This window comes from Xanthomonas sp. BRIP62415, assembly GCF_003993515.1.
Taxonomy (GTDB): Bacteria; Pseudomonadota; Gammaproteobacteria; order Xanthomonadales; family Xanthomonadaceae; genus Xanthomonas; species Xanthomonas euroxanthea.
Genome location: NZ_QEZH01000028.1, coordinates 284,014 through 309,844 on the forward strand (window position 1 = coordinate 284,014; position 25,831 = coordinate 309,844).

Annotated in this window: 25 protein-coding genes; 8 read left to right on the forward strand and 17 right to left on the reverse strand. The window is 67.6% G+C overall.

The features are described from left to right. Positions 1-129 precede the first annotated feature (129 nt). The gene (locus EO141_RS13910; protein ID WP_127169484.1) at positions 130-1,257 is read left to right on the forward strand and encodes an acyltransferase; all 1,128 of its coding nucleotides are present in this window, start codon (positions 130-132) and stop codon (positions 1,255-1,257) included. 131 nt (positions 1,258-1,388) lie between these two features. On the opposite strand, the gene EO141_RS13915 is transcribed toward EO141_RS13910, so the two are convergent. The 5 genes from EO141_RS13915 to radC form a co-directional block, all read right to left on the reverse strand. Next, positions 1,389-2,144, reverse strand: coding sequence for an SDR family NAD(P)-dependent oxidoreductase (locus tag EO141_RS13915; protein ID WP_127169485.1), 756 nt, complete (start codon positions 2,142-2,144; stop codon positions 1,389-1,391). Positions 2,145-2,184: 40 nt separating this feature from the next. Further along, on the reverse strand, positions 2,185-2,733 hold the full coding sequence (locus tag EO141_RS13920; RefSeq protein ID WP_126971526.1) for a hypothetical protein: 549 nt from the start codon (positions 2,731-2,733) through the stop codon (positions 2,185-2,187). Positions 2,734-2,738: 5 nt separating this feature from the next. Beyond that, the gene (locus EO141_RS13925) at positions 2,739-3,602 is read right to left on the reverse strand and encodes an SPOR domain-containing protein (RefSeq protein ID WP_127169486.1); all 864 of its coding nucleotides are present in this window, start codon (positions 3,600-3,602) and stop codon (positions 2,739-2,741) included. Between the two features lie 45 nt (positions 3,603-3,647). Then, positions 3,648-5,336 carry an arginine--tRNA ligase gene (argS, locus tag EO141_RS13930; protein WP_104584916.1) on the reverse strand — a complete coding sequence of 563 codons (1,689 nt, stop codon included), beginning with the start codon at positions 5,334-5,336 and terminating at the stop codon, positions 3,648-3,650. A gap of 86 nt (positions 5,337-5,422) precedes the next feature. After that, on the reverse strand, positions 5,423-6,100 hold the full coding sequence (radC, locus tag EO141_RS13935; RefSeq protein ID WP_104584918.1) for a DNA repair protein RadC: 678 nt from the start codon (positions 6,098-6,100) through the stop codon (positions 5,423-5,425). Positions 6,101-6,196: 96 nt separating this feature from the next. On the opposite strand from radC, the gene coaBC reads away from it, so the two are divergent. From coaBC to EO141_RS21400, 3 genes are read left to right on the forward strand one after another with little or no spacing between them, the layout of a single operon-like run. Beyond that, on the forward strand, positions 6,197-7,471 hold the full coding sequence (gene coaBC, locus EO141_RS13940; protein ID WP_126942324.1) for a bifunctional phosphopantothenoylcysteine decarboxylase/phosphopantothenate--cysteine ligase CoaBC: 1,275 nt from the start codon (positions 6,197-6,199) through the stop codon (positions 7,469-7,471). Next, the gene (dut, locus tag EO141_RS13945) at positions 7,468-7,935 is read left to right on the forward strand and encodes a dUTP diphosphatase (RefSeq protein WP_127169487.1); all 468 of its coding nucleotides are present in this window, start codon (positions 7,468-7,470) and stop codon (positions 7,933-7,935) included. The genes coaBC and dut overlap by 4 nt, the downstream gene beginning before the upstream one ends. A 13-nt stretch (positions 7,936-7,948) precedes the next feature. Beyond that, entirely contained in the window at positions 7,949-10,294 is a 2,346-nt protein-coding gene (locus EO141_RS21400) for a phosphomannomutase/phosphoglucomutase (protein WP_164739215.1), read from the forward strand. A gap of 301 nt (positions 10,295-10,595) precedes the next feature. Here the strand turns inward: EO141_RS21400 and EO141_RS13955 are convergent, their stop codons facing one another. The 10 genes from EO141_RS13955 to pyrE form a co-directional block, all read right to left on the reverse strand. Continuing rightward, positions 10,596-11,129: a hypothetical protein gene (locus tag EO141_RS13955; protein ID WP_119129982.1), complete on the reverse strand. Its 534-nt coding sequence runs from the start codon at positions 11,127-11,129 to the stop codon at positions 10,596-10,598. A 282-nt stretch (positions 11,130-11,411) separates the two neighbouring features. Then, entirely contained in the window at positions 11,412-11,753 is a 342-nt protein-coding gene (locus EO141_RS13960) for a lipid-A-disaccharide synthase N-terminal domain-containing protein (protein ID WP_039816706.1), read from the reverse strand. A gap of 3 nt (positions 11,754-11,756) precedes the next feature. Beyond that, positions 11,757-12,479 (reverse strand): glycosyltransferase family 2 protein, encoded by a 723-nt coding sequence (locus EO141_RS13965; protein WP_126943190.1) that lies wholly within the window; start codon positions 12,477-12,479, stop codon positions 11,757-11,759. 335 nt (positions 12,480-12,814) lie between these two features. Further along, positions 12,815-13,780 carry an SDR family NAD(P)-dependent oxidoreductase gene (locus EO141_RS13970; RefSeq protein ID WP_104584928.1) on the reverse strand — a complete coding sequence of 322 codons (966 nt, stop codon included), beginning with the start codon at positions 13,778-13,780 and terminating at the stop codon, positions 12,815-12,817. Positions 13,781-13,826: 46 nt separating this feature from the next. Beyond that, entirely contained in the window at positions 13,827-14,552 is a 726-nt protein-coding gene (locus tag EO141_RS13975; RefSeq protein ID WP_104584930.1) for a suppressor of fused domain protein, read from the reverse strand. Between the two features lie 43 nt (positions 14,553-14,595). After that, the gene (locus EO141_RS13980; RefSeq protein ID WP_104584932.1) at positions 14,596-14,904 is read right to left on the reverse strand and encodes a helix-hairpin-helix domain-containing protein; all 309 of its coding nucleotides are present in this window, start codon (positions 14,902-14,904) and stop codon (positions 14,596-14,598) included. A gap of 34 nt (positions 14,905-14,938) precedes the next feature. Then, the gene (locus EO141_RS13985) at positions 14,939-15,868 is read right to left on the reverse strand and encodes a ParB/RepB/Spo0J family partition protein (protein ID WP_104649987.1); all 930 of its coding nucleotides are present in this window, start codon (positions 15,866-15,868) and stop codon (positions 14,939-14,941) included. Continuing rightward, positions 15,868-16,665 carry an AAA family ATPase gene (locus EO141_RS13990; protein ID WP_104584936.1) on the reverse strand — a complete coding sequence of 266 codons (798 nt, stop codon included), beginning with the start codon at positions 16,663-16,665 and terminating at the stop codon, positions 15,868-15,870. The genes EO141_RS13985 and EO141_RS13990 overlap by 1 nt, the downstream gene beginning before the upstream one ends. Before the next feature lie 114 nt (positions 16,666-16,779). Beyond that, entirely contained in the window at positions 16,780-17,424 is a 645-nt protein-coding gene (locus EO141_RS13995) for a hypothetical protein (RefSeq protein ID WP_164739216.1), read from the reverse strand. A gap of 43 nt (positions 17,425-17,467) precedes the next feature. Beyond that, on the reverse strand, positions 17,468-18,127 hold the full coding sequence (gene pyrE / locus EO141_RS14000) for an orotate phosphoribosyltransferase (protein ID WP_104584940.1): 660 nt from the start codon (positions 18,125-18,127) through the stop codon (positions 17,468-17,470). Between the two features lie 121 nt (positions 18,128-18,248). Here pyrE and EO141_RS14005 point away from each other — a divergent pair, with 121 nt between their 5' ends. From EO141_RS14005 to EO141_RS14015, 3 genes are all read left to right on the forward strand, one after another. Continuing rightward, entirely contained in the window at positions 18,249-19,049 is an 801-nt protein-coding gene (locus EO141_RS14005) for an exodeoxyribonuclease III (protein WP_119131662.1), read from the forward strand. A gap of 241 nt (positions 19,050-19,290) precedes the next feature. Beyond that, positions 19,291-20,586 carry an MFS transporter gene (locus EO141_RS14010; protein ID WP_164739217.1) on the forward strand — a complete coding sequence of 432 codons (1,296 nt, stop codon included), beginning with the start codon at positions 19,291-19,293 and terminating at the stop codon, positions 20,584-20,586. A gap of 58 nt (positions 20,587-20,644) precedes the next feature. Continuing rightward, the gene (locus EO141_RS14015) at positions 20,645-20,872 is read left to right on the forward strand and encodes a hypothetical protein (protein ID WP_104584944.1); all 228 of its coding nucleotides are present in this window, start codon (positions 20,645-20,647) and stop codon (positions 20,870-20,872) included. Between the two features lie 335 nt (positions 20,873-21,207). Here EO141_RS14015 and EO141_RS14020 read toward each other — a convergent pair whose 3' ends face one another. Next, positions 21,208-22,350 (reverse strand): anhydro-N-acetylmuramic acid kinase, encoded by a 1,143-nt coding sequence (locus EO141_RS14020; protein WP_127169488.1) that lies wholly within the window; start codon positions 22,348-22,350, stop codon positions 21,208-21,210. A gap of 278 nt (positions 22,351-22,628) precedes the next feature. After that, entirely contained in the window at positions 22,629-24,047 is a 1,419-nt protein-coding gene (locus EO141_RS14025) for a M23 family metallopeptidase (RefSeq protein WP_127169489.1), read from the reverse strand. A 170-nt stretch (positions 24,048-24,217) separates the two neighbouring features. Here EO141_RS14025 and tyrS point away from each other — a divergent pair, with 170 nt between their 5' ends. Next, positions 24,218-25,429 carry a tyrosine--tRNA ligase gene (tyrS, locus tag EO141_RS14030; RefSeq protein WP_104584950.1) on the forward strand — a complete coding sequence of 404 codons (1,212 nt, stop codon included), beginning with the start codon at positions 24,218-24,220 and terminating at the stop codon, positions 25,427-25,429. The last annotated feature ends 402 nt before the right edge of the window (positions 25,430-25,831 follow it).

A 25,831-nucleotide genomic window follows, 5' to 3' on the forward strand; every position in this document is an offset into this window, starting at 1 on the left:
GGTTGACAGACGTCGGGAACGCGTCTGCATTGCCGGCACGAGCTGGCGAGCGCGGCCAACGCCGGTGCCGGCATCGCCGCAGCGGCGGGATGCGGCACAATCGGGCTCCCTCGGCCCTGCATCGCCCGCATGCGCTATCCCGCTCTCGATCTGCTGCGTGGCATCGCCATCGTCTGGGTGATGCTGTTCCATTCCTTCGTGGTCGGCGGTCTGGGGCCGGACTGGGCGTGGTTGTCGCGCTACGGCTGGATGGGCGTGGACCTGTTCTTCGTGCTGAGCGGCTTCCTGATCGGCACGCAGGTGCTGAGGCCGCTGGCACGCGGGCAACGCCTGGACTTCAGGGATTTCTACCTGCGCCGCGCGTTCCGCATCCTGCCGGCATTCTTGGTGGTGCTGGCGATCTACTTGGCGTGGCCGCAGTTCCGCGAGGCCCCCGGGTTGGCGCCGTGGTGGATGTTCGTCAGCTTCACCATGAACCTGCTGGTCGACTATGGCCGTGATGCCGCGTTCTCGCACGCCTGGTCGCTCTGCGTGGAAGAACATTTCTATCTGGTGTTTCCGTTGCTGGCGACGCTGCTGATGCGGCGGCCCTCGGCCGCGCGGTTCGTCGTGCTCTGCGTGCTGGTGGTGGTGGCAGGCATCGCGTTGCGTGCCGGCATCTGGTGGCACAACACCGCCCTGGACAGCGCCGGCGCCGGCCTGCAGCGCAACTGGTTCATCGAAGACCTCTATTACCCGACCTGGAACCGTCTGGACGGTCTGCTGGCCGGTGTCGTGCTGGCGGTACTGAAGGTGTTTCGCCCCACGCTGTGGCAACGGCTGCAGCAGCACGGCAACGCCATTCTGTGTGCGGGCGTGGCGATTCTGGCGCTGGCGATGTGGTTGTTTCGCGAGCGCACCGGCCTGGTCGGCAATGCGGTGGGCTGGCCGGTGCTGTCGCTGGGACTGGCCTTGCTGGTGCTCGCCGGCGCAGCCCGCAGCGGTGTGCTTGGCGGCTTGCGCGTGCCGGGCGCGGCGTGGCTGGCGGCCATTTCCTACAGCCTGTATCTGACCCACAAGGCCGTGTTCCATCTCACCCAGGGCTGGTTCGGCCCGGCGCTGGAGGGGCGTGGCGTGCTGGCGTTTGCGGTGTATGGCCTGGTCGCAGTGCTGGGCGGTGCGCTGTTGCACTACGTGGTGGAGCGCCCGTTCCTGCAGCTGCGTGACAGGGTGCTGCGGCCAGGCGTGCGGCCGCTGGCTGCCGCTGATCGCGGCTGACCGCGCAGCGCAAAACGCCGCGCAATGCGCGGCGTTGTCGTGCTGCCTCGATGCGGCGCGCAGTGCTCACGCGCCGGCCGACACAGCATCGGATCGCGACCCGGCAGATGCATCGGCGTTGCAGGCCATCGTCACTGCGCGTCGCGCGCCACCTGGAAACCGGCGAACGACTGCGTGACCGGCATGATTTCCAGCCGATTGATGTTCAGGTGCGCCGGCAGGCTGGCGACGTAGAAGATCTGCTCGGCGATGTCCTCGGCGGTCATCGGCGTGGCGCCGCGGTACAGCGTGTCCGAGGCGGCCTGGTTGCCGCCGGTGCGCACCAGGGTGAATTCGGTTTCGGCCATGCCCGGTTCGATCGAGGTCACGCGCACGCCGGTGCCGTGCAGGTCCGCGCGCAGGCCCAGCGAAAACTGCTGCACGAACGCCTTGGTGCCGCCGTAGACGTTGCCGCCGGTATAGGGGTAGGTCGCCGCGACCGAGGCGATGTTGATGATGGCGCCACGGCGTGCGATCAACGCCGGCAGCAGGCGGTGGGTGAGGGTGACCAGCGCGGTGACATTGGTGTCGATCATCTGCTGCCACTGCGTCAGGTCGGCCTGCTGCGCGGGCGCGGTGCCCAGCGCCAGCCCGGCGTTGTTGACCAGCACATCGACGTCGGCAAACTCCGCCGGCACTGCATCGATCGCTGCCGACAAGGCCTGCGCATCGCGCATGTCGAACGCGGCGGTATGCACCTGGCCGGCGGGCAGGTCGGCCGCCAGGGCATCCAGGCGCTCGGCGCGGCGGCCGGTGGCGATGATCTTCCAGCCGTCGGCGGCAAACCGGCGCACGGCGGCGCTGCCGAATCCGGAGGTGGCACCGGTGATCAGGACAGTCTTGGACATGGGGGATAACTCCTGCAAACGAGGGGGATCAGGCAAGGGATCAGGGGGCAGTGGCAGGGCCGGGCGCGCTGGCCTGGGCGCGCCGCGCGCGCAGGCTGGCCTCACTGAGCGGTTCGCGCGCCAGGACACGGCCGTGTTGCACCTGCAGCAGCAGGTACGGCGCCTCTGCGGCTGTGGGTGCGGTGTCGGCGGCGCTCGCAGCGGTTGGCAAAGCAATCACCAGCTCGCCATCGATCCAGTCTGCGGCGACCGGGGCGGTTCGTCCGGGAAACAGCACATCCAGGGGCAATGCCGGCGGAGCGGTGGCACAGGCGCCGATGACGACGCGATCCAGCAGCAGCTGTGCGTTTTCCACGCGCCAATCGGCCCGGTAACCGCGCCAGTTCGCACTGCAACTGCCCAGCGCCTGCCGCGCATGCGGCACGAAACGTTGCCAGGTGGCCTGGTCGTCCAGCACCGGCGACAGGGGTTCGGCCAGCAGCGCCGCGTCCTGCCCGTCGATCCGGATACGGTCTGGAATCTGCTCGGTGGCGTGCGCCGCGCCGATCAGTCCCCACCACAACCACAGGCCGGCGGCGCGCTGCAGCACTGCGGCTACTGCGCCTTGATCGCAATGGCGGGCAAGCCGCTGCCGGTCAGCTTCTGCTTGGCTTCGGCCAGTTCGCCGGCGCTGCCATACGGCCCCATGCGCACGCGGTAGACGGTTTTGCCGCTGATATCGGCCGATTCCACGCGTGCGGCCAGGCCCATCATCGCCAGCTTGGCCTTGGTCGATTCGGCGTCGCCGGAGGCGCCGAACGAGCCGGCCTGCAGGATGTAGCGGGTGTTGTCTGTCACTGCAGCGGGGGTTGCCGCGGTGGCAGCTGCCGCTGCCGGCTTCGGCGCAGCCGTCGCTGCCGGCGTGGCTGTGCTGGCCGGCGCCGGCGTGGCGGCCGGACGTGCCGGGGCGGTCTCCGCCAACGGCTTCGGCGCGCTGGCCGCCGTTTCGTTCAACGGCACCGGCACGCTGGTGGCCGGCGTGGCGGCGGCCACGCTCGCACCCGGTGCAGGTGCAACCGGCTTGCCTTCCAGAGCCGCACGCGCACGTGCGGCTTCCTCGGCGCGCGCACTGGCCGCCAGTTCGGCATCGGACATCTGCACTTCCTTGCCGGGCAGCAAGGTGTAGAAGTCGTACTGGGTTTGCGCATCGCCCGGCTTGGCTTGCGGTTTGGGCGGTTGCGCGGGCTTGGGGAGCTCGGCCGGCGTATCCACGTCGGCATCGGCCACCGGCTCGGGCTGGGCGTCGGGGTTCGCCCGCGGGCCCACGCGCAGGAAGCCGTCGCCGTCCTTCTTGAACAGGTTGGGCGCGGCCAGAAAGATCACTGCCGCAATCGCAGCGCCTGCCACCAACCACACCCAACCGGGAGTGCCATTGCTGGTGTTGCGTCGCGCCTGACTCTTACCGCGTCGTGCTGCCATCTACCACTTCTCCGAATCACGTCGTTACGGGCCATGCGGCCCGACTTACATCTTTTCTGGGGCGCTGACGCCAAGCAGTTCCAGGCCGTTGGCGAGCACCTGTTGCGTGGCGACGGCGAGGGTGAGTTTGGCGTCGCGCTCTGCGGCATCGTCCACCAGCAGTTTGGTGTTGTGATACCACGTGTGGAAGGCGTGCGCCAATTCACGCAGGTATTGCGCGATCTGGTACGGCTCCAGCGCCTGGCCGGCGATTTCCACCACCTCCGCATAGCGCGACAGCTCGACCATGACGTTGAGCGAGTGCTCGTCGTCCAGGCGCGCCAGCTCGGCCAGTCCATGCGCCTGCTCGTACTTGTAGCCTTTTTCCTGCGCCTGCCGCAGCACGCTGCACACGCGCGCATGCGCGTACTGCACGTAGAACACCGGGTTGTCGTTGCTCTGCTGGCGGGCCAGGTCGATGTCGAAGGTGAGCTGCGAGTCGGGCTTGCGCGCGATCAGGAACCAGCGCACCGCATCGGCGCTGGTCTCCTCGATCAGGTCGCGCAGGGTGACGTAGCTGCCGGCACGCTTGGACAGTTTCACTTCCTCGCCGCCGCGCATCACCGTGACCATCTGGTGCAGCACGTACTCCGGCCAGCCCTGCGGGATGCCCAGTTCCAGCGCCTGCAGGCCGGCACGCACGCGCGTCAGCGAGCCGTGGTGGTCCGCGCCCAGTTCGGTGATCGCGCGCTCGTAGCCGCGCTGCCACTTGGTCAGGTGGTAGGCCACGTCCGGCACGAAGTAGGTGTAGGTGCCGTCGGACTTGCGCATCACCCGGTCCTTGTCGTCGCCGAAGTCGGTGGACTTCAACCACAACGCGCCGCCTTCCTCGTAGGTATGGCCGGAGGCGATCAGCTTCTGCACGGCCTCTTCGACCTTGCCGTCCTTGTACAGCGAGCTTTCGAGGAAATAGATATCGAAATCGACGCGGAACGCGGCCAGGTCGTGGTTCTGCTCGTTGCGCAGGTAGGCCACGGCGAAACGGCGGATCGCGTCGAAGTCGGCCGGGTCCTTGCCGCCGGTGACCAGATGGCCTTCCAGGTCGACGGTGTCGCCGGCCAGGTAGGCATTGGCCACATCGGCGATGTAGTCGCCGCGGTAGCCGTTCTCCGGCCAGCCGTCGCTGTCGGGGGTGAGCCCCTGCGCGCGCGCCTGCACCGACAAGGCCAGGTTCTCGATCTGCACGCCGGCATCGTTGTAGTAGAACTCGCGCTTGACGTTCCAGCCGTTGGCATCGAGCACGCGCGCCAGGCTGTCGCCGATCGCCGCCGCGCGGCCATGGCCGACATGCAGCGGGCCGGTCGGGTTGGCCGAGACGTATTCCACGCCCACCGAGCGGCCGTTGCCGGCCAGCCCACGCCCGTAGTCGTGGCCCTGCTTGAGCACATGCGCCACTTCGCGCTGGTAGGCGGTGGGGGCGAGATGGAAATTGATGAAGCCCGGCCCGGCGATCTCGACCTTGGCCACGTCGTCGCTGGCCGGCAATGCGGCGACCAGCGCCTGGGCCAGTGCGCGCGGATTGCTGCGCGCCGGCTTGGCCAGCAGCATCGCAGCATTGGTGGCGAAGTCGCCGTGCTCGCGCGTCTTGGGTCGCTCGACCACAAAATCCGGCGGCAGGGTGTCGGCAGGCAGGGTGCCGTTGGCGCGCAAGGCTTCGATGCCTTGGCCGATCAGTGCGCGGAGTTGGGCTTTCACGTGGGATCTGCTTGGAACGAAACCAGCGATTTTACCCGACCGCGCGTCCCGGGGTCGGGCCGATGGTTCAGGTCAGCGTCGCGCTGTCATCCCAGCCAGCCGCGCTCGGCCAGCGATACGGGCCGGCCGTCGCCGATCACGAAGTGGTCCAGCAGGCGGATATCCACCAGCTCCAATGCGCCCAGCAGACGCCGGGTGACCGCGCGGTCGGCCTCGGACGGTTCCGGATTGCCGGACGGGTGGTTGTGCCCGACGATCACCGCCGCGGCGTTGTGCAGTAGCGCCCGCCGCACCACCTCGCGCGGATGGATGTCGGCCCCGTCGATGGTGCCGGTGAACACTTCCTCGAAGGCGATGGCGTGATGGCGGGTGTCCAGGTACAGCACCGCGAACACCTCATAGGGGCGCGGACGCAGCCGTTGCGAAAAGTAGCGGCCGGCGCTGGGCGGGTCGCTGAGCGCATCGCCGCGTTCCAGCGCGCTCAGCAGGTGGCGGTGTGCCAGTTCCAGCCCCGCGCTGAGTTTGCAGGCCGAAGCCGGACCCAGGCCGGGCAGGCGCGCCAGCGCGGGCGCCGTGTGGTCCAGCAGCACGCGCAGCGGGCCGTGACGCAGCAGCAGGTTGCGCCCGGTCTGGACGGCGTCCTGGCCGCGCAGGCCGGAGCCGACAAAGATCGCCAGCAGCTCGGCATCGGACAGGGCAGTCGCCCCGCGCGCCAGAAGTTTCTCGCGCGGGCGTTCGTGGGTGGGCCAGTCGTGAATGTGCATATGGCGAGATTGCCGGTGCTCATCGCTCACGCCTATCAGGCCGGACGGGGGCATCGGCTAATCTAGTTGTCCTTGTAACCGTAGGACGACTCCGACGTGATCGGCTCCACTCAGGCCCGCCCCCTGGACGGACAGCGCTTGCTGCTGTGCGTCGGCGGAGGCATTGCCGCTTACAAATCGCTCGAACTGGTCCGTCGCCTGCGCGACGCCGGCGCACTTGTACAGGTCGCCATGACCAGCGGCGCGCAACAATTCGTCACCCCGCTCAGCTTCCAGGCGCTGTCCGGGCAGCCCACCCGCACCACGTTGTGGGACAGCGCTGCCGAGCAGGCGATGGGACATATCGAACTGGCGCGCTGGGCCGATCAGGTGATCGTCGCCCCGGCCACCGCCGACCTGCTGGCGCGGCTGGCGCATGGCCTGGCCGATGATCTGGTCACCACGCTGTGCCTGGCCACCACCGCGCCGCTGACCGTGGCCCCGGCGATGAACCACCGCATGTGGCTGCACGCGGCCACGCAGGCGAATGTGGCGACCCTGTCCGCACGCGGCGTGCGCGTGGTCGGTCCCGATGACGGCCCGCTGGCCGAAGGCGAATCCGGACCCGGACGGCTGGCCGAGCCGGCGGCGATCATTGCCGCCCTGGCCGGCGGTGCCGGTGCCGACAGCGCCGTGCCGGTGGCCTCCAGCAGTGCGGCTGCGCCGGCATTCGTGCCCAGCAGCGCGCAGCTGGACGGCCTGCGCATCGTGATCAGCGCCGGCCCCACCTTCGAGGACCTGGATCCGGTGCGTTACGTGGGCAACCGCAGCAGCGGCAAGATGGGCTATGCCCTGGCCGCTGCCGCCGCCGGCCAGGGGGCCGAGGTGGTGCTGGTCAGCGGCCCGGTGCACCAGGCCACCCCGGCCGGCGTGCGGCGGATCGACGTGCGCTCGGCTGCGCAGATGCGCGATGCGGTGCTGGGCGCGTTCCCGGCCGACATCTACATCGGCGCCGCCGCGGTGGCCGACTACACCCCCAAGCGGGTGGTCGCGCAGAAGATCAAGAAGACCGGCGAGACGCTGACCCTGGAACTGGTGCGCACCCCGGACATCCTGGCCGAGGTCGCCGCGCAGACCGGCGCGCTGAAGCTGGTGGTGGGTTTTGCCGCCGAGACGCACGACGTGGAGCATTACGCGCGCGGCAAGCTGGCCGCCAAGCGGCTGGACCTGATCATCGCCAACCAGGTGGGGATCGAAGGCGGCGGCTTCGAAAGCGACAACAACGCCGCCACCGCCTACTGGCAGGGCGGCGAGCGCGCCTTCCCCAGCAGCAGCAAGACCGAACTGGCCGACCAGCTGTTGGCCCTGATCGCGGAGAGATTGCAGGCATGAGCACCCCGACCCAGTCCTTGCAGGTGAAGCTGCTCGACCCGCGCTTCGGCGACCTGTGGCCGCTGCCGGCCTATGCCACCGACGCCAGCGCAGGCATGGACCTGCGCGCCGCGCTGGAAGCGCCGATGACGCTGGAGCCCGGCGATGCGGCGCTGATTCCCAGCGGCATCGCGATCCATCTGGCCGACCCGCAGCTGGGTGCGGTGATCCTGCCGCGCTCGGGCCTGGGCCATCGCCACGGCATCGTGCTCGGCAACGGCACCGGGCTGATCGATGCCGATTACCAGGGGCCGTTGCTGATCAGCACCTGGAATCGCGGTCGCGCCGCCTTCACCATCGAGCCGGGTGACCGCATCGCACAGCTGGTGATCCTGCCGATCGTGCGCGTGGGCTTGCAAGTGGTGGATACTTTCGTCGAAAGCGCGCGGGGAGCGGGTGGATTCGGCCACACCGGCGTGCGCTGACGGGGGACGTCACATGAGCAAGACGAGCGAGCGCAGGCAGTCGATGTCCAGCGTGCGTACGCGTGGTCCGGTGTTGGGGGGAGTGTTGTTGCTGCTGGCTGCCTGGTTCGGCTGGAGCAGCTACACGCAATGGCGCAAGGATGCGGTTGCGCAGGACCTGGAACAGACGCGCGACCGCGCCGTGCAGGACGTCAGCCAGGCCATGGCGCAGCAGGCCAGCCAGCTCGACGCCCTGCTCAAGCAGCCGCAGGTCATCGCCGCGTTGGCCAACGGTGACGCGCTGGCGGCGGCCTCGACCATCCGCGAGCGCTTCAAGGGCGCCGAGGACGTGCAGGTCCTGCCCGGCGACCTGACCGCCGCCTACGACAATCCCAAGGACTTCGGTTACGCGCGGCTGAGCCTGCTCGAGTCGGCGCTGGTGGCCAAACGTGCCCAGGTGCACGTGGTGCGCGACGCCAAGCAGGTCCGTCTGGGTGTGGCAGCGGCGGTCACACTGGGCACGCAGCCGGCGGTGGCGTACGCGCGCCTGCCGTTGTTGCGTCTGACCGGCCCGCTGGATGCGATCGCAGTGCCCGGCAGCGCCTATCTGGCCTTGCGCCAGGGCAGCTACAACGTCGCCCAGCAAGGCGATGTGGCGCTGGCCGATGCCGCCGAGACCCTGGCCAGGCCATTGGGTGACAGCGGCATGCGCGTGGCCGCCGCGGTGCCGCAACGCGATGAGGGCCCGCTGGGTCTGGGCACCGTCGGCTGCGCGATCGTGGCCGTGCTGCTGCTCGCCATCGCCGTGCTGTTGGTGCTGGCCAGCCGTGGCCGCGTCGCCTTGCCGCGTCGCCGCGTGGCCAGCGAGCCGAGCGCCGACGAACCCACCTTCAGCCAGAGCCTGCAGCACGACGCCAGCCTCGCCAGCGAGGCGCGCGCGCTGGACGCAGATGCGCCGCCCGCGCCGCCGGCGCTGGTGCCGGCCGTGCAGGTCGCCACCGAGATGTTCCGCGCCTACGACATCCGCGGTGTGGTCGGCAAGGACCTCAATCCGGGCGTCGCCGCCTTGATCGGCCAGGCCATCGGCAGCGTGATGCAGGCGCAGGGCCTGCGCGAGGTGGTGGTCGGCCGCGATGGGCGGCTGTCGGGCCCGGAGCTCGCCAATGGCCTGATCGACGGCCTGCGTCGCGCCGGCTGCCAGGTGATCGATGTCGGTCTGGCGCCCACCCCGGTGGTGTATTTCGGCGCCTATGAACTGCGCGCCGGCAGCTGCGTGGCGGTCACCGGCAGCCACAATCCGCCCGACTACAACGGCTTCAAGATCGTCATCGGTGGCGAGACGCTGTCCGGGGCGGCGATCGCCGACCTGCACCAGCGCATCAACGAAGGCCGCCTGCACACCGCGGCAACGCCTGGCGAGCTGGAACAGCGCGACATCAGCGACGCCTACATACAGCGCATCGCCGACGACGTGCAGCTGGACCGCCCGATCAAGGTCGTGGTGGATGCCGGCAACGGCGTGGCCGGCGAGATCGCGCCGCGCCTGCTGGAAGCCATCGGTGCCGAGGTCATCCCGTTGTACTGCGAGATCGACGGCACCTTCCCCAACCATCACCCCGACCCGAGCGAGCCGCATAACCTCGACGATCTGGTGAAGATGGTGCAGCGCTTCGATGCCGATATCGGCGTGGCCTTCGATGGCGATGCCGATCGTCTGGGCGTGGTCACCAAGCAAGGCACTATGGTGTTCCCGGACCGTCTGCTGATGCTGTTCGCCGCCGACGTGCTGCAGCGCAATCCCGGCGCGTTGGTGATCTACGACGTCAAGTGCACCGGAAAGCTGTCCGACCACGTGCTGCGCAATGGCGGCAGCCCGCTGATGTGGAAGACCGGGCACTCGCTGATCAAGGCCAAGATGCGCGAGACCGACGCCGAACTGGCCGGCGAGATGAGCGGGCACTTTTTCTTCAAAGAGCGCTGGTACGGCTTCGACGACGGCATCTATGCGGCCGCACGCCTGCTGGAAATCCTGGCCCAGCGTGAGCAGACCCCGTCGGAGGTGCTGGAGGCCTTGCCCGAAAGCGTGTCCACGCCGGAAATCAAGGTGCCGGTGGACGGTGATGCGCATGCACTGGTCGCGCGTTTCGTCGAGCGTGCCCAGGCCGGCGAGGAATCGCCGTTCGAATCGGCGCGGCTGTCGACGATCGACGGACTGCGCGCGGACTTCGCCGACGGCTGGGGCCTGGTGCGTGCCTCCAACACCACGCCGATCCTGGTGCTGCGGTTCGAGGCCGACACCGAGGCCGCATTGGAGCGGATTCGCGGGCTGTTCCGCAGCCAGTTGCAGGCCCTGCTGCCGGACCATCCACTGGACTTTTGACCGACCGGTGCGTCACGGGCGCCCGCCCTGCCGGCATGCCGGCAGGGCGGGTCGCGGCGCCGCAACCCGCTTGTAGTGGCCGATCACACCGTGCTCGGCGCTGGCAGATGTCGGCGATCACCGTAGCGCGCAGCCCGCCTTGACCGACGTAGGCGACCGACGTCAGACGTCGCCCGAACAGACGGCGCTCGACGTCAACGTTGATCGGGCGGACGTCGCTCGCACAGATCCCGCAATGCTGACCGGCGAAGACGCGCAACAGTCTGTCTGGCCCGCGCCGGACGGACGCGCGCGATCACGGTCACCTGTCTCCCGGACCCGGCATGCGTGGACCATCAACCGGCACTGCAGTCCCGGCGCCGTGCGCAGCGTGGTCGTGCAGCAGCCAGACCGCATCCCAGTACGGATACCCGCCGATCTGCGCGGCCAGCCCTGCCCGTAACGGCAACGCCACCAGCGCGCGCGCGAACTGTCGATGGTCGTCATGCGGGGCAAGCGCCGACGCCTGCATCTGCGGCTGCCACACCGTCCCGCCGCGGCCACGTGCGCGATTGACCGCCCCGGCGGCGACCTGCCGCGCAACGGCAGCCATGTGCAGCAGCGCAGCCTTGCCCGGTGCCTGCAGCAGCGCACACCAGCAATCGGGCAGCAGCACCCAGCACAGCAACTGCGCGCCCTGCCAGTGACCGGCCGCCGCCAGGCTCGCCGCCGCGGCCCGCGCGCAGCGCCAGTCGGCAAACAACGGCACCTGCTGATGCGTATGCAGCCGCAAATGCCAGTGCGCCGCAATCGGCGCCGACCCGGACAAGGAACGATGGAGAAGCGCACTGGACATGCGCACAGCATGCCGATGAGCAAACAGCCGCGGCATCGGCGGCGCGCCTCATCTCCGGTCGGTCACCAGCGCATCGCGGTGTACGAAGAAACCCATTGACTGTCGGATATCGCACGCCTGGCGTTATCCACCACAAGGCAGAGCCGATGCAGCCTGCTGCACCAGCTCAGTTGCGCCACCGGCACCACCTCAAAAGCCTGGAGACCTGGCGCACCAATCACCAGCAACCGGTCACAGCACCCGCGAACCGCGATTCCCCAATCCCGATTCCCGATTCCCCGCTCAATGCACCGCCCGGTCGCGCTTCCACCCGCGATGCTTCACATCCAGATACAGGCTGTAGAACGCGGTGAACGCCGGGAACAGGTTCTGCAGCACGCCCACCGAATCCTGCTTGGCCGAGAACACGAAGTAGCTCAGCGTCATCAGGCTGCCGACCACGCTCATGTACCAGAACATGCGCGGGATCACCGGCTTGCCGGCGCGCTTGGAAGCGACAAACTGCACCAGCCAGCGGCCGCCGAACATCAGTGCGCCCACATAGCCGATCAGCTTCCAGCCGGTGACATGCAGCCCGGTCCAGTACAGCCAGGTCAGTGGCTGGTCCAGCCAATGCAGTTCCATCAATCAGCGCTCCTGCACCACGGTGCGCCTGCTGCGGGTGATCAGCCAGGCCACGCCGCGCAGGTCGCGGATGCCGACCAGCGCGCGATTGAGATTGTTGTACTTGGACACGCCGGCGGTGCGATGGCGGTGGTGCACCGGCACGCTCACCGTGCGCCAGCCGGCGCGCTGCATCAATGCCGGCAGATAGCGGTGCATATGATCGAAGTAGGGCAGGTCCAGGAACGCCTCGCGCTCGAACAGCTTGATGCCGCAGCCGGTATCGGGCGTGTTGTCGTGCAGCATGCGCGAGCGGATCGCGTTGGCCCACTTGCTGGCCCAGCGCTTGGACCCCGAATCCTGGCGGTTGACCCGCCAGCCGGCGAACAGCTTCACCTGCGCATCGGCGCTGGCGCGCGCGGTCAGCAGCTTGGGAATGTCGGCCGGATCGTTCTGGCCGTCGCCATCGAGCGTGGCGATCCAGCTCGCACGGGCGGCCTTGACGCCATTGCGCACCGCCGTGCTCTGGCCGCTCTGGGTCACGTGATGCAGCACCCGCAGCTCCGGCGTGGTGGTCTTCAGGCCTTGCAGCACCGCCAGCGTGTCATCGCGCGAGTGGTCGTCGACATAGACGATCTCGAACGCCACCAACCCGCGCAAGGCGGCGACGATCTCACCGACCAGCGCGGCGACGTTATCGCGCTCGTTGAACACCGGGACGACAACGGAAATCTGAGGGTGGCTCATGGATTCGTGGTGGCCAGATGAAGGCTGAGCGAAAAGATCGCGCATTGTGCCCTGACTGTCTGAGTCAGGCATGAAGCACGCGCGCGTTGTGTGCGGTGGAGCGCGCGCAAAGCGGACTGTAGCGTGTATGCATGCCCCAAAGCGCCGGCTGCGTGGTCGGCAAGGCGCTGCGCGCCGCGCCTGGATGGTGCAGGGTGGGGCGCGAAAGCTCAACGTCCGGCGCGCCGTCCTGCAGATGCGCGCCTCGCTAAGGGCGGACTCGCGGCGATGTGCTATCGCCTGGCCGCTGACCGCTACCACCATCATTGCGGCTGCGCCGCGGTGGCAGGTGCCGGCTAGGCGCGCTCGCCGAAATAATGGCGGCACCACTCCACCACCTGTGGCAAGCCGCGCTCGACCGGAGTGGCCGGCTCGAAGCCGAAGGCGGCCTGCGCGCGCTGCGTATCGGCCATGGTGCGGATCATGTCGCCCGGCTGCATCGGCCGGTAGACCTTCTCGGCCGGCCGGCCGGCGGCCTGGGCGATCACGTCGATGAAGTATTCCAGTTCCACCGGGGTGTGGTTGCCCAGGTTGAACACCCGGTGCGGCACCGGCTCGCTGCTGGGCGTGTCCAGCGCGCCCAGCACGCCGGCCACGATGTCGTCGACGAAGGTGAAATCGCGCTGCATCCTGCCGTGGTTGAACACCTCGATCGGCCGCCCCGCCAGCACCGCGCGGCTGAAGATCAACGGCGCCATGTCCGGCCGGCCCCATGGCCCGTACACGGTGAAAAACCGCAGGCCGGTCGCACGCAGGCCGTACAGCTGCGCATACGTATAGCCCATCAGCTCGTTGGCGGCCTTGGTCGCCGCATACAGCGAGCGCGGCTGGTCCACGCGCTGGTCCTCGGAAAACGGCGGGGTGGCCGAATCGCCGTAGACCGAACTGCTCGACGCATACACCAGGTGCTGCACGCCTCGGTGCCGGCACAGCTCTAGCATGTTGACGAAGCCGACCAGGTTGCTGTCGACGTAGGCGGAGGGGTTTTCCAGCGAGTAACGCACCCCGGCCTGCGCGGCCAGATGCACCACGCGCGTGGGCCGGACCTGCTCGAACAACGCGGCCAAGCCATCGCGGTCGGTCAGGTCCAGCGTGCGGATGTCCATGCCCGGGCACAACGCCGCCACCCGGTCGCGCTTGAGCTGCGGGTCGTAATAGCTGTTGTAGTTGTCCAGGCCCACCACCGACTCACCGCGCGCAGCCAGCGCGCGGCAGGTGTAGGCCCCGATGAAACCGGCGGCGCCGGTGACGAGAATGGTCATTGCAATGGTCCTGGAGATGTCGAAGGCAGGCGAGCGGCAAGCGGGCTCAGAACAGCCCAAAGCGCTTTTTGGCGACGTTGACGCGATCAAGCGCAATGATGTCCCCAATCCCCCTGGCATCGAAGCGATCCAGCAACGCGTCGCTGCCGTCCTTCAGTTTCAGTGCCATCTCCTCCGGGTACAGCGGCACCACCGTCATGAACACGATGGTCTTGTCGGCATCGATGACCAGGCGCGCAAATTCCTCGGGCGTGCTCACCGGCGGCAGCACGATGGCGCCATCGAAGCGCACGCCGGGTGCGTAGGGTTCGGCCGGATGGCCATTGGGGATGGTGTGGCCGAAGCCCAGCCAGGTCTCGAACGTGTGCGGCAGCCGGGCCAGGGTCTTGAGCAGGCGGATCGGCCAGTAGTGGCGCGGGTCTTCGAAGTCGCGCTGGTCCAGCGGCCAATCGGCGGGCAGGCTCAGCATCAGCTCCATGTACTGCGGCGCTTCCACCCCTTCGGGCAGCGTCATCGGCAGGTCGCTCATGCCCGAGGTCACCAGCCGCAGGTAGGGGACGTCCTCGGTGGCGGGCACCACATGCACGTCCAGATGCACGGCATCGGAGATGATCTCGTGCAGAACGCCCGAGATTGGTCCCAGATGCCGCTCGATATGTGCGCTGATCCGCTCGATGCAGTCACCGCCGTGTGCGGGCGCGAACTGCTTTTCCTGCGCGTGCAGCATCATCGTGCTGCCGCCCGGGCTGATCTGGTCGTGTTCAGTGCTCATGGGTTGCTCCTGTTGATGGCAGCGCCTGACCGCGTGCGCGCACTCACCCCAGCCGGAGCGGTGCCTGGCTGGCCAGCGTTGCCTTGCGTTCGGCGCTGAACGCCCACCACGGCTGCGGCGCCTCGCCCTGCATGAAGCGCGTGATCGACAGGAACACGTCGATCACGCAGGGGTCGTGCAGCACGCCGGTACACAGGCACAGCTGCGCATACATGTCGTAGGCATCGCGACCGCGCAATTGCGCGGCAACGCGGATGCCGATCCGCTGCAGATCCTTTTCGCAGGCCGGCCCCACGTTCGGCAGGTCGGTCAGATGCAGCAGGTGCTTGCGATCGACCTTGACGGGATTCATTGCCGGGACTGCTCCTGGTGGGTCCGCAGAGAACTCAGCTGCGCTGCACGCGCAGGCGTTCGAGCACGCCGTCCAGCGTGTCCAGGTCGGTGTAGTGGATCACCAGCTTGCCCTTGCCGCCGCGGCCGTGGTTGAACACCACCTTGGTGCCCAGCGATTCGGACAGTTCGGTCTCCAGCGAGGCGATATCGGCCTGCGGCGCGGCAGCGGCCGGCTTGCCCTTGCGCAACGCGCCGGGCACCTTGCCGGCGGCGAACTGCTGCGCACGGTGTTCGACCTCACGCACCGACCAACCCTGGTCGGCCGCTTCCTGCGCCAGCTTGCTGGCCAGCTCCGGCGCCAGGGTGAGCAGCGCACGCGCATGGCCCATTTCCAGACGGCGGGTTTCCAGCAGCACGCGGATGGCCACCGGCAATTCCAGCAGCCGCAGCAGGTTGGACACCGACGCACGCGAGCGGCCCACCGCGCCGGCGGCCTCGGCGTGGGTCAGCGAAAATTCGTCGATCAAGCGCTGCAGCGCCTGCGCTTCTTCCAGCGGGTTGAGGTCTTCGCGCTGGATGTTCTCAATCAGCGCCATCGCGATGACGGTGCGGTCGTCCAGCTCGCGCACCACCACCGGGACCTCGCTCAGCCCGGCCAGCTGCGAGGCGCGCCAGCGGCGTTCGCCGGCCACGATCTCGAACTGCCCCGGCGCCAGCTCGCGCGCCACGATCGGCTGGATCACCCCCTGCGCCTTGATCGACTCCGCCAGCTCGGCCAGCTTGACCTCGTCCATCTCCTTGCGCGGCTGGTACTTGCCCGGCTGCAGCTGGCTGACCGGCAACTGGCGCAGGCTATCGCCCGGCTGCAACGCTTCCTCGCTGGCCGCACTCGGCGCCGCCGCGGCGGCCGCGCCCTTCGGTCCCAACAGCGCTTCCAGGCCACGGCCCAGGCCACGCTTCTTTGCGGGGATCGGCTTGTTCATCAGACGGTCTCCACGGGCCGGTAGGCCTTGTTGCGGTCGTTCTGGCGGCGCAGGATTTCGCTGGCCAGCCCCAGGTAGGCCACGCCACCGCGCGAGGTGCGGTCGTAACCGACGATGCTCTGGCCATGGCTGGGCGCCTCGGCCAGGCGCACGTTGCGCGGCACGATGGTGCGGAATACCTTGTCGCCGAAATGCTCGGTCAGCTCGGCCGACACCGCGTTGGCCAGGTTGTTGCGGATGTCGAACATCGTGCGCAGCACGCCTTCGATTTCCAGTGCCGGATTGAGGTTGGCGCGCAAGGCCTCGATGGTTTCCAGCAGCGCGGTCAGTCCTTCCAGTGCGTAGTACTCGCACTGCATCGGCACGATGATCGAGTCGGCCGCGGTCAAGGCATTGAGCGTCAGCAGCGACAACGCCGGCGGGCAGTCGATCAGGATGAAGTCGTACTCGTCGCGGATCGGTGCCAGTGCGCGCTTGAGCCGCTGTTCGCGCTCGCCCTGATCCATCAGCTGGATCTCGGCAGCGGTCAGGTCGATGTTGCCCGGCAGCAGGTCGAAGCCTTCCGGCGCGGTGACCCGGATCTCGGCGGCGGTGTTTTCGCCCAGCAACAGGTCGCACGTCGAGGCAGCCACATCGCGCTTGTCGATGCCGCTGCCCATGGTGGCGTTGCCCTGCGAGTCCAGATCCACCAGCAACACACGCTTGGGCGCGCGCGCCAGGCCGGCCGCCAGATTGACCGCGGTCGTGGTCTTGCCGACGCCGCCTTTCTGGTTGGCAATGGCGATGATCCGGGCCATGCGGGAGAGCCTCGTGGGCAGGGAGTAAGACCGGCCATTATGCGGGCAGGGCGTCGGATCGGGAAATGCCGCCTGCCGCAGTGCGCCGCACGGGTGGCAATGACGGCGGGCCGGTCAGCCGGCAGGCGCAGTGGCGGCCGGCGGTTCCTTCATCGCCCGGTAGCGCTGCAGGATGTCGGCGATCTCGCCGTCCAGCGCCACCCGTTGCTGCTCGAAGCTGGTCTGCAGACGCAGCTGCGCCAGCAGCTCGCGATGGCGTTGCTGGATGTCGGCGGCCAGCTTGTCGGCCACCGCCTGGCCGGCCAGTTCGCGGTCGCCGGCGCTGCGCAGCATGCTGGCCAGCCCTTCGCGCAGGCTGGTCACATTGAAGCGCGCGGTGTGGATGTTGTTGTCGACGATGGCGATGCGCTCGTTGAACACCCGGCGCAGGTCGTCCTCGCTCTGGTAGGACATCAGCATCGCCTGGTCGGTGCGCTGGCGCATCTGCTCGGCGGCCAGATCGGCCTGGCGTTGCTGCTCGCTGGCAGCGGCGGCGGCCCGCTCATCACTGCTCATGGCGCGCTGCACCTCGGCGCTGCGCAGGCCGCTCCTGGCGTTGAACTCGTCGCGCGCTTGGTTCACCGCTTCCGGCGGCAGCGTATCGCTGCACACCCGGGCGCCGTTCTGGTTCCAGCAATACAACGTCTTCGCGGCCGGCTTGTCCTGCGCGATGGCAGGTGCGGCGGCCACGGCCGCCGCAACGGCGGCGAATAACGCCAAACGGGTGTGTCTTGGCATCATCGCAGCCCCCTGTCGCCTGCCGTCAGCCTGTGGTGTCGGTGCCGTAACGGCCACGATAGGCCAGCAGCGGTTCCCGGAAGCCCACAAGGTCGGCGTTTCCTGCCGCAAAAGCAAGCAGGTCGCCCAGGTTGGCCACCGCGATCACCGGGATGCCGGCCTCGGCCGCCACCGCCTGCGCGGCCGAGCGGCGATCCTGCTCGGAGGCGATCTCCTGCCGGTCCAGCGCCACCACGATCCCGGACGGAACGCCGCCAGCGCCACGGATGATGCCCAGCGCCTCGCGGATCGCGGTGCCGGCGGTGATCACGTCGTCGACGATCAATACCTTGCGCCCCTGAAGCGGTGCACCGATCAGGCTGCCGCCCTCGCCATGGTCCTTGGCTTCCTTGCGGTTGAACGCCAGCGGCAGGTCGCGCCCGCGCCCGGCGTAGGCGCAGGCCAGCGCAGTCGCCAGCGGGATGCCCTTGTAGGCCGGGCCGAACAGCAGGTCGAACTCCACCCCGGCCGCATCGATCGCATCGGCATAGCACTGCGCCAGCTGCGCAGTCTTGGCGCCCGAATCGAAGCGCCCGGCATTGAAGAAATACGGACTGAGCCGCCCGGACTTGAGCGTGAACTCGCCAAAGCGCAGGGCATCGGCGCCCAGGGCCAGCTGCAGGAAACGGGTGCGGTGGTCGGTCATTGGACGGGAATGGGGAATAGGGAATCGAGAATGGTAAACGCATCGTGCGCCGGCAGCCTTCCGCATGCGCCTGGGGTAGGCTTTACGATTCCCCATTCCCAACTCCCCATTCCCGGCCCTTATGCGCATCATCAGTTTCAACGCCAACGGCCTGCGCTCGGCCGTCACCAAGGGTTTCTTCGAATGGTTCGCCGAGCAGGACGCCGACGTGCTGTGCGTGCAGGAGACCAAGGCCCAGGAGCATCAGCTGGCCGGTGCCAAATTCCTGCCCACCGGCTACAAGGCCTGGTTCCGCGACGCCAGCACCAAGAAGGGCTACAGCGGCGTGGCCATCTACAGCAGGCACGAACCCGATGAAGTGCGCACCGCGCTGGGCTGGCCCGAGTTCGACGAAGAGGGCCGCTACATCGAGGCGCGCTTTGGCAACCTCAGCGTGGTGTCCTTCTATATCCCGTCCGGCTCCTCGGGCGAGTTGCGCCAGGGCTACAAGTTCCAGGTGATGGAATGGCTGCGGCCGATCCTGGATGAATGGCTGGCCAGCGGCCGGCAGTACGTGCTGTGCGGCGACTGGAACATCGTGCGCTCGGCGCTGGACATCAAGAACTGGAAGTCCAACCAGAAGAATTCCGGCTGCCTGCCGCCCGAGCGCGACTGGCTCAACGGCCTGTGCGCCGATGCGCTGGAAGACGCCAATGCCGCCGGCGGCCGCGGCTGGGTCGATACCTACCGCGTGCTGCATCCCCAGGGCCAGGACTACACCTGGTGGAGCAACCGCGGTGCGGCGCGCAGCAACAACGTCGGTTGGCGCATCGACTACCAACTGGTCACTCCCGGCCTGCGCGACAAGGTCAAGGCCTGCTCCATCTACCGCGAGCAGCGCTTTTCCGACCACGCGCCGTATGTCGTGGATTACGCGGAGTGAGGAAGGGCGCGCAGCCGGCGGTGACGCGCACCGGGACGGTTGGCCAAGCCTCACCGTGTTGTGTTTCCGGCCGCGTCGTGGAGATGCATGTCGAGGGCGTGCAGGCCGTGCCTGGCCGCAACCTGATGGCTGTGGATCCTTCCGGGAGCCAATCATGCGTTTCCGGCAGGTCGCTCCGCGCAACGGCCAGTGATACTGCCCGCCCGGCATCGATCAGCCCCCATTCCCAGCGGCCATACGCATGACCACGCCTGCACCCAACTACAAAGGACTGCGCGGCATCCGGCAGGCCTTCGCCACCCCATCGGCGGCGACCATGGCCCTGCTGGGTTTCGGCAGTGGCCTGCCGTTCCTGCTGATCGCCTCGCAGACCCTGTCCACCCGGCTGCGCGATGTCGGGCTGGATCTGGGCAGCATCGGTCTGATCAGCCTGGCCAGCTTCTTCTACCTGCTCAAGTTCCTGTGGGCGCCGCTGCTCGACCGCTATCCGTTTCCGCTCACCGCGTGGTTGGGGCGTCGGCGTTCCTGGCTGCTGGTCTCGCAACTCGGCGTCACCGCCGGCCTGTTCGCACTGGCGTTTTCGCGCCCGGACATGAGTGTCACCGGCCTGGTCGCCTGGGTGCTGTTCGCCTCGTTCTGGGGCGCCACGCAGGATTCGGTGGTGGATGCCTATCGCATCGAAATCGCCCCGGACACGGCGCAGGCCGCCTTGGCGGCGACCTACACCCTGGGCTACCGGATCGGCCTGATCCTCGGTGGCGCCGGCGCGCTGTACCTGGCCGAATACCTCAACTGGACCTCGGCGTACCTGGCCATGTCGGCGCTGATGCTGCTGCCGATCATCACCACCCTGGTATGCCGCGAGCCGGACCGGCCGCAGCTCACCGTGGTGCGCCGCATCGACGTGGCCGGCGCATTCTGGCAGCCCATTTCCAGTTTCTTTTCCGGCAACGGGCTGGCGCTGGGCATCGTCCTGTTGGCTTTTGTCGGCCTGTTCAAGTTCCCGGACCAGGTGATCGGCGTGATGGCCGGGCCGTTCTATCTGGATTCGGGCTACACCAAGGCCGACATCGCCACGGTGTCCAAGCTGTTCGGCGTGTGGATGGGCATCGTCGGCGCGTTTGCCGGCGGTGCGGCGGTGGCTGCGTTCGGCTTCCGGCGCATGCTGCTGGTCGCCGCCCTGGGCGTGGCGCTGTCCAACCTGGCATTTTTGCTGATGGCGCAGAACCCCGGCAAATTGTGGGCGTTCTATGCTGCACTCAGTGCCGACAATCTGTTCCAGGGGTTCGCCGGTACCGTGCTGGTGGCCTTCATGTCATCGCTGACCAATCGCAACTTCACCGCCACCCAGTACGCCTTGCTGGTGTCGCTGGCCAATTTGCCGGGCAAGTTCGCCGGCGGTGTATCCGGATTCCTGGTCGAGGCCACCTCCTACAGCACCTTCTTCATCCTCAGCGCCCTCACCGTGGTTCCCACGCTGGCCCTGCTGGCCTGGCTGTGGCCGCGGCTGGATGCCCGCGACGGGCGCCCGGATTGAAACGTCCGCCAAGGTTGCCGATGATGCCGACGCGGCACTGCATCGCACGAGGAAGGGCATGACCGATCTGGTACTGCGTGACATCGATCCATTGCTGGTGGACAGGATCCGTCGCATCTCCGTCGCACGCGGCTGGACCCAGCACCAGACGGTGATGCATCTGCTCGAACAGGGCCTGTTCGCCAGCGAGTACGACGTCAGCGGCGGCCTGCAGCATCCGGAAGTCGATGTGCTGGCCGAGGCGATCGCCGCGCTCAAGGCGCTGCCGGCGGGGAATACTCCCTAGCGCTGCAAACGGGCAGGCAGTGCTGCCTCGCGTGCCATCCACTCGGCGCGAGGATTGTGCCGAGGCGGATGGCTTGGTCGGAAACCCTGGCATGCTGCCGAGAAGAGCCGAGATTGCTGTGCATTCGCCGGCTCAACTGCGCACGTCCTCGCCAGCCTCTGCTCAATTGCGTGCTAGTCGGTTGCAGACGAGGCGGGCATCATCAGCAAGCTAGCTTCACCGAACACGTCACCACTACCCCTCATCAATTGAGCGCTGGTCGCGTCGCAGAATTCGGGGCGGGGCACCATCAGGAAGCGAGGTAGTGGCATCCAGCGCGCGCCGATCCAGGCCACTCACGCCGGATGGATCGCCCCCAGCAACCGCGGCCCCGCCGCTCCGGTCACCGACGGCAGATTGGCCGCGCGGCCTGCGAGCAACTCCGCGGCCAACCACGCAAACCCCATTGCCTCTAGATAATCAGGATCCAGCCCATGCCGCGCGCTGGATTCCACCACCACGCCCGGCAGTCGCGCCGCCAGGCGCGCCATCAACACCGGATTGCGCACCCCACCACCGCACACCAGCACCCGGCGGGTATCGGGCTGCAGCCGCAGCAACGCGTCGGCGACGCTGGCGGCGGTGAGTTCGAGCAGGGTCGCCTGCATATCGGCCGCGGACGGCGCCACGGTTCCCGGCGACCGCATCGCCTGCATCGCCCAGTCCAGGTGGAACTGCTCGCGTCCGGTGCTCTTGGGCGGTGCCAGTGCGAACCACGGGTCGGCCAAGAGCGCCTGCAGCAGCGCCGTATCGACGCGCCCGCTGGCGGCAAACGCACCGTCGGCATCGAACGGCGTGCCGCGATGCTGCTGGCACCAGCTGTCCAGCAACGCATTGGCCGGGCCGGTATCAAAGCCCAGCACCGCGCCACTGCGTGGGATCAAGGTCAGGTTACCGATGCCGCCCAGGTTCAGCACCGCACGGTCCTCGTCGGCGGCGCCCAGCATGGCCAGATGGAAGGCCGGCATCAGCGGTGCGCCCTGGCCGCCGGCAGCCACATCGCGCCGGCGGAAATCGGCCACTGTGGTGATGCCGGTGTGCTCGGCAATCCGGCTCGCATCGCCGATCTGCCAGGTGAAGGCCGGATCGGCCTTGGGGCGATGTCGAATGGTCTGCCCGTGCGAGCCGATCGCGCGAATGCGCCCACGCGCAATGCCGCTGTCGCGGATCAGCTGATTGGCCGCGGCCGCAAACGCCAGCCCCACCTGCGCATCCAGGTGTCCAAGCGCATCGATGGCGATGACCTCGGCGCCCTGGCCCAACGTCACCAGCGTTTCGCGCAGCTGTGGCTCCCAGGCCACCGTGGTGCCTGCGACCAGTTCGCAGCGGCGATGGCCCTCGTCGGTGAAGCGCACCAGCGCCGCATCGATGCCGTCGGCGCTGGTGCCCGACATCAGGCCCAGATAGAGCGGGGATTCAAGATGTTCCGGAGCAGACATGCCAGGGCCAGTTGCACGGTGGTCGTGCAGCTTGTGCAGCCGGGATGGGAGAGTCAACCGGCCTTGCGCGCATTGCGGTGGAAGCAGGGGCGATGCGCTCGCCAGCCAAGCACCCTAAATGTGGTGCCGACTGTCGCGTCGGCACCATGGTGTCCACTTGGTGCTGGCAGCAACCCGATGCCGGCTGCGGCGTCGCGTGAGCCAGAGCCCCCGAACGGAGGCGCAGTCGTGCGATCGGCGGTTGCCAGCGCGGCGGCTGGGAAACCAGCCGCGCCCACTCAACCGCGCGGCTTGCCCTTGGCGGGCTTGCCGGCGTCGGCGTAGATCAACTTCTCCATGCCTTCGATACGCGCCAGCGCCGGCGCCGTCTGCGCGCGGAAGGCAGCCAGCTCGGCGCCCTGCAACGGCTCCGGCGGCGGCATCGTCACCGACATCGGGTTGCGCTGCTGCCCGGCGACGCGGAATTCGTAATGCAGATGCGGGCCGGTCGCCAGGCCGGTCATGCCGACATAGCCGATCACCGTGCCCTGGTTGATGCGCTGGCCGGCCTTGATCTTGCCGAAGCGCGACATGTGCCCGTACAGCGTGCTGAAGTTCCTGCCGTGGTCCAGGATCACCACATTGCCGTAGCCGCGCTGGGTCCCGACGAACACCACCCGTGCATCGCCAGCGGCCATGATCGGCGTGCCCGACGCGGCTGCGTAGTCCACGCCCTTGTGCATGCGCATCGTGCCCAGCACCGGATGCTTGCGCGCGCCAAAGGTCGAGCTGATGCGGCTATAGGCCACCGGCATGCGGATGAAGCTCTTCTTCAATGGCCGGCCGTTGATGTCGAAATACTCGGCCGGCTTGCCGGCACGCTCGAAGCGGAAACCGGTGTAGGTCTTGCCGCCGGTGGTGAAGGTCGCCGCCAGGATGTCGCCGGTGTTGATGCGCTCGCCCTCGCGCCAGGTCTCGTCCATCACCACGCTGAAGCGATCGCCCGGCTGCAGATCCTTGTCGAAGTCGATGTCGTACTTGAAGATCTCGTCGGTCATGATCGCCACCGCCGCCGGCGACAGCCCCGACTTGCCGGCCGAGGCGTACAGCGAGCTGCTGATTTCGCCGCTTGCCACCACCGTGCGCGTGGTCGTAGCGCGCTCGGTGACGTTCTCGCGCACGCTGTCGCCCAGCAGGCGCAGCTCCACGCGGTGGCTGTCGTCGCGGTCGAAGCGCAATGCGCGCAGCTCGCCCGGCGTCGGCATGTCGAAGGCGATCTCGGCGCCCGGACGCAGCTTGGTCAGCGCCTCCTTGGTGCCCGGATGCGCCAGCACCTGGTACATCACCGCCGTCGGGATTCCCAATTCGCCGAACAAGGTGCTCAGCGTCTGCCCCGATTTGACCTGCAGGATTTCCCAGTCGGTGCTCGGCGCCAGCTGCTTGCGGGCCGGCACCAACGGCGGCAACGGCAGGGCCAGCGTGGAATGGCTGGACAGCGGCGCATCGATGGCATTGGAAAAGCCCGGCACGATCGTGGCCACCAGCGCACCGATGGTCGCGAACAGGCTGGCGTGGATCCAGTGGCGGCGCGTCCATTGGTCGTTGAATGCCGCCGGAAGATGCGCCTTGAGCTTGCGATGCAGGGCAGTGTCGTGGAGGACGTGGAGGCGTTCGTGAAAGCGCCGCTTGCGTGCACGGCCCTGCTCTAAGTTCTGCATCGTTCAAATTCCTCGCCGGCTCGAAGTGCGAGCCCAATCGCCGGTACCATAGACAGCCTGTAACAGCGCGTCAAACCATTGAGCCTGTTCAACATTTTCATTTGGCGCGGAATTAACCCGCGTTTAACATCGTTCACGTTTTTGACGGCAAACGCCGCTGGAGTCTGTGGTTGGCCACTATCGAAGAATCCCTCGCACTCATCGGCCGCGGCGCCGAAGAGATCCTCAAGCTCGATCAGCTCGAAGCGCGCCTGAAATCCGGCGTGCCGTTGCGGGTCAAGGCCGGGTTCGATCCCACCGCGCCGGATCTGCATCTGGGCCACACCGTGCTGCTCAACAAGATGCGGCAGTTCCAGCAGCTCGGACATCAGGTCATCTTCCTGATCGGCGACTTCACCGGAATGATCGGTGACCCGAGCGGCAAGAACGTCACCCGCAAGCCGCTGAGCCGCGACGATGTGCTGGCCAACGCGCATACCTATGAGGAGCAGGTCTTCAAGATCCTGGACCGCGAACGCACCGAGGTGCGCTTCAACTCCGAGTGGTTCGGCCAGATGAGCGCGGCGGACATGATCAAGCTGTCCGCGCAGCACACCGTGGCGCGCATGCTCGAGCGCGACGATTTCGCCAAGCGCTTCAATGGCCAGCAACCGATCGCCATCCACGAGTTCCTGTATCCGCTGGTCCAGGGCTACGACTCGGTCGCCTTGAAGGCGGACGTCGAACTGGGCGGGACCGACCAGAAGTTCAACCTGCTGATGGGGCGCGGCCTGCAGGAGCACTACGGCCAGGCCCCGCAGGTCGTGCTGACCATGCCGCTGCTGGAAGGCCTGGACGGGGTGGCCAAGATGTCCAAGTCGCTGGGCAACTACATCGGCATCAACGAGCCGGCCATCGACATCGTCACCAAGACCATGAAGATCGGCGACGAACTGACCTGGCGCTGGATCGATCTGCTGTCTTTCGACATCGGTGTTGCCGAGGCCGCGCGCCTGAAAGAACAGGTCGCCTCCGGTGACCTGCACCCGCGCGAGGTCAAGTTGCGTCTGGCGCGCGAACTCACCGCGCGCTTCCACGATGCCGCCACTGCAGAGCAGGCCATCGCCGGCTGGCACGCCGTGGTGACGGGGCAGGGCGACACCAGCCTGTTGCCGCTGCAGGAGGTGGCCGTGCCGGCCGAAGGTCTGCGGATCGCAAGTCTGCTCACCGCCGCCGGCCTGACGCCCAGCAATTCGGAGGCCACGCGCAAGCTCAAGGAACGTGCGGTCAAGATCGATGGTGAAGTGGTCGAAGATCCGGCACGTCAGTTTGGGCCGGGCTTCGAGGGTGTCATCCAGGTGGGGAAGCGTAATTTCGCCCGCGTTGCGCTGGTCAGCGCCTGAGCTGGCGGAAGGTTGCTGCATGGCAGCGATGTCGGCGCCGGGATGACATCTATATAGAGGCATCAGATATAGAGGCATCAGACGGATGACGCAGGATCAGCGGCTTGCTGCAGCAACAACGAAGGACGTGCTGCTACAGATGGCAGCGGGATCGTGAAAAATTTTTCACAAACCCCTTCCCAAACGTCTCGGTTGGGCCTATAGTTCGCCTCCCCCGACGCAACGGCCCCGCAAATGCGGAACCAGAGCGGAAGGGTTCGAAAATGCCTTGATTTAAGGTGTTGACGAAACGAAAAAGCCGGCTATGATGGGCGGCTCGCTACACGGAAAGATGCTTCGGCAGATTGAGGTGCAGCGGCGGCAACTTCCTCTTCACGAGGGGTTGACGAAGATGAAAAGCCT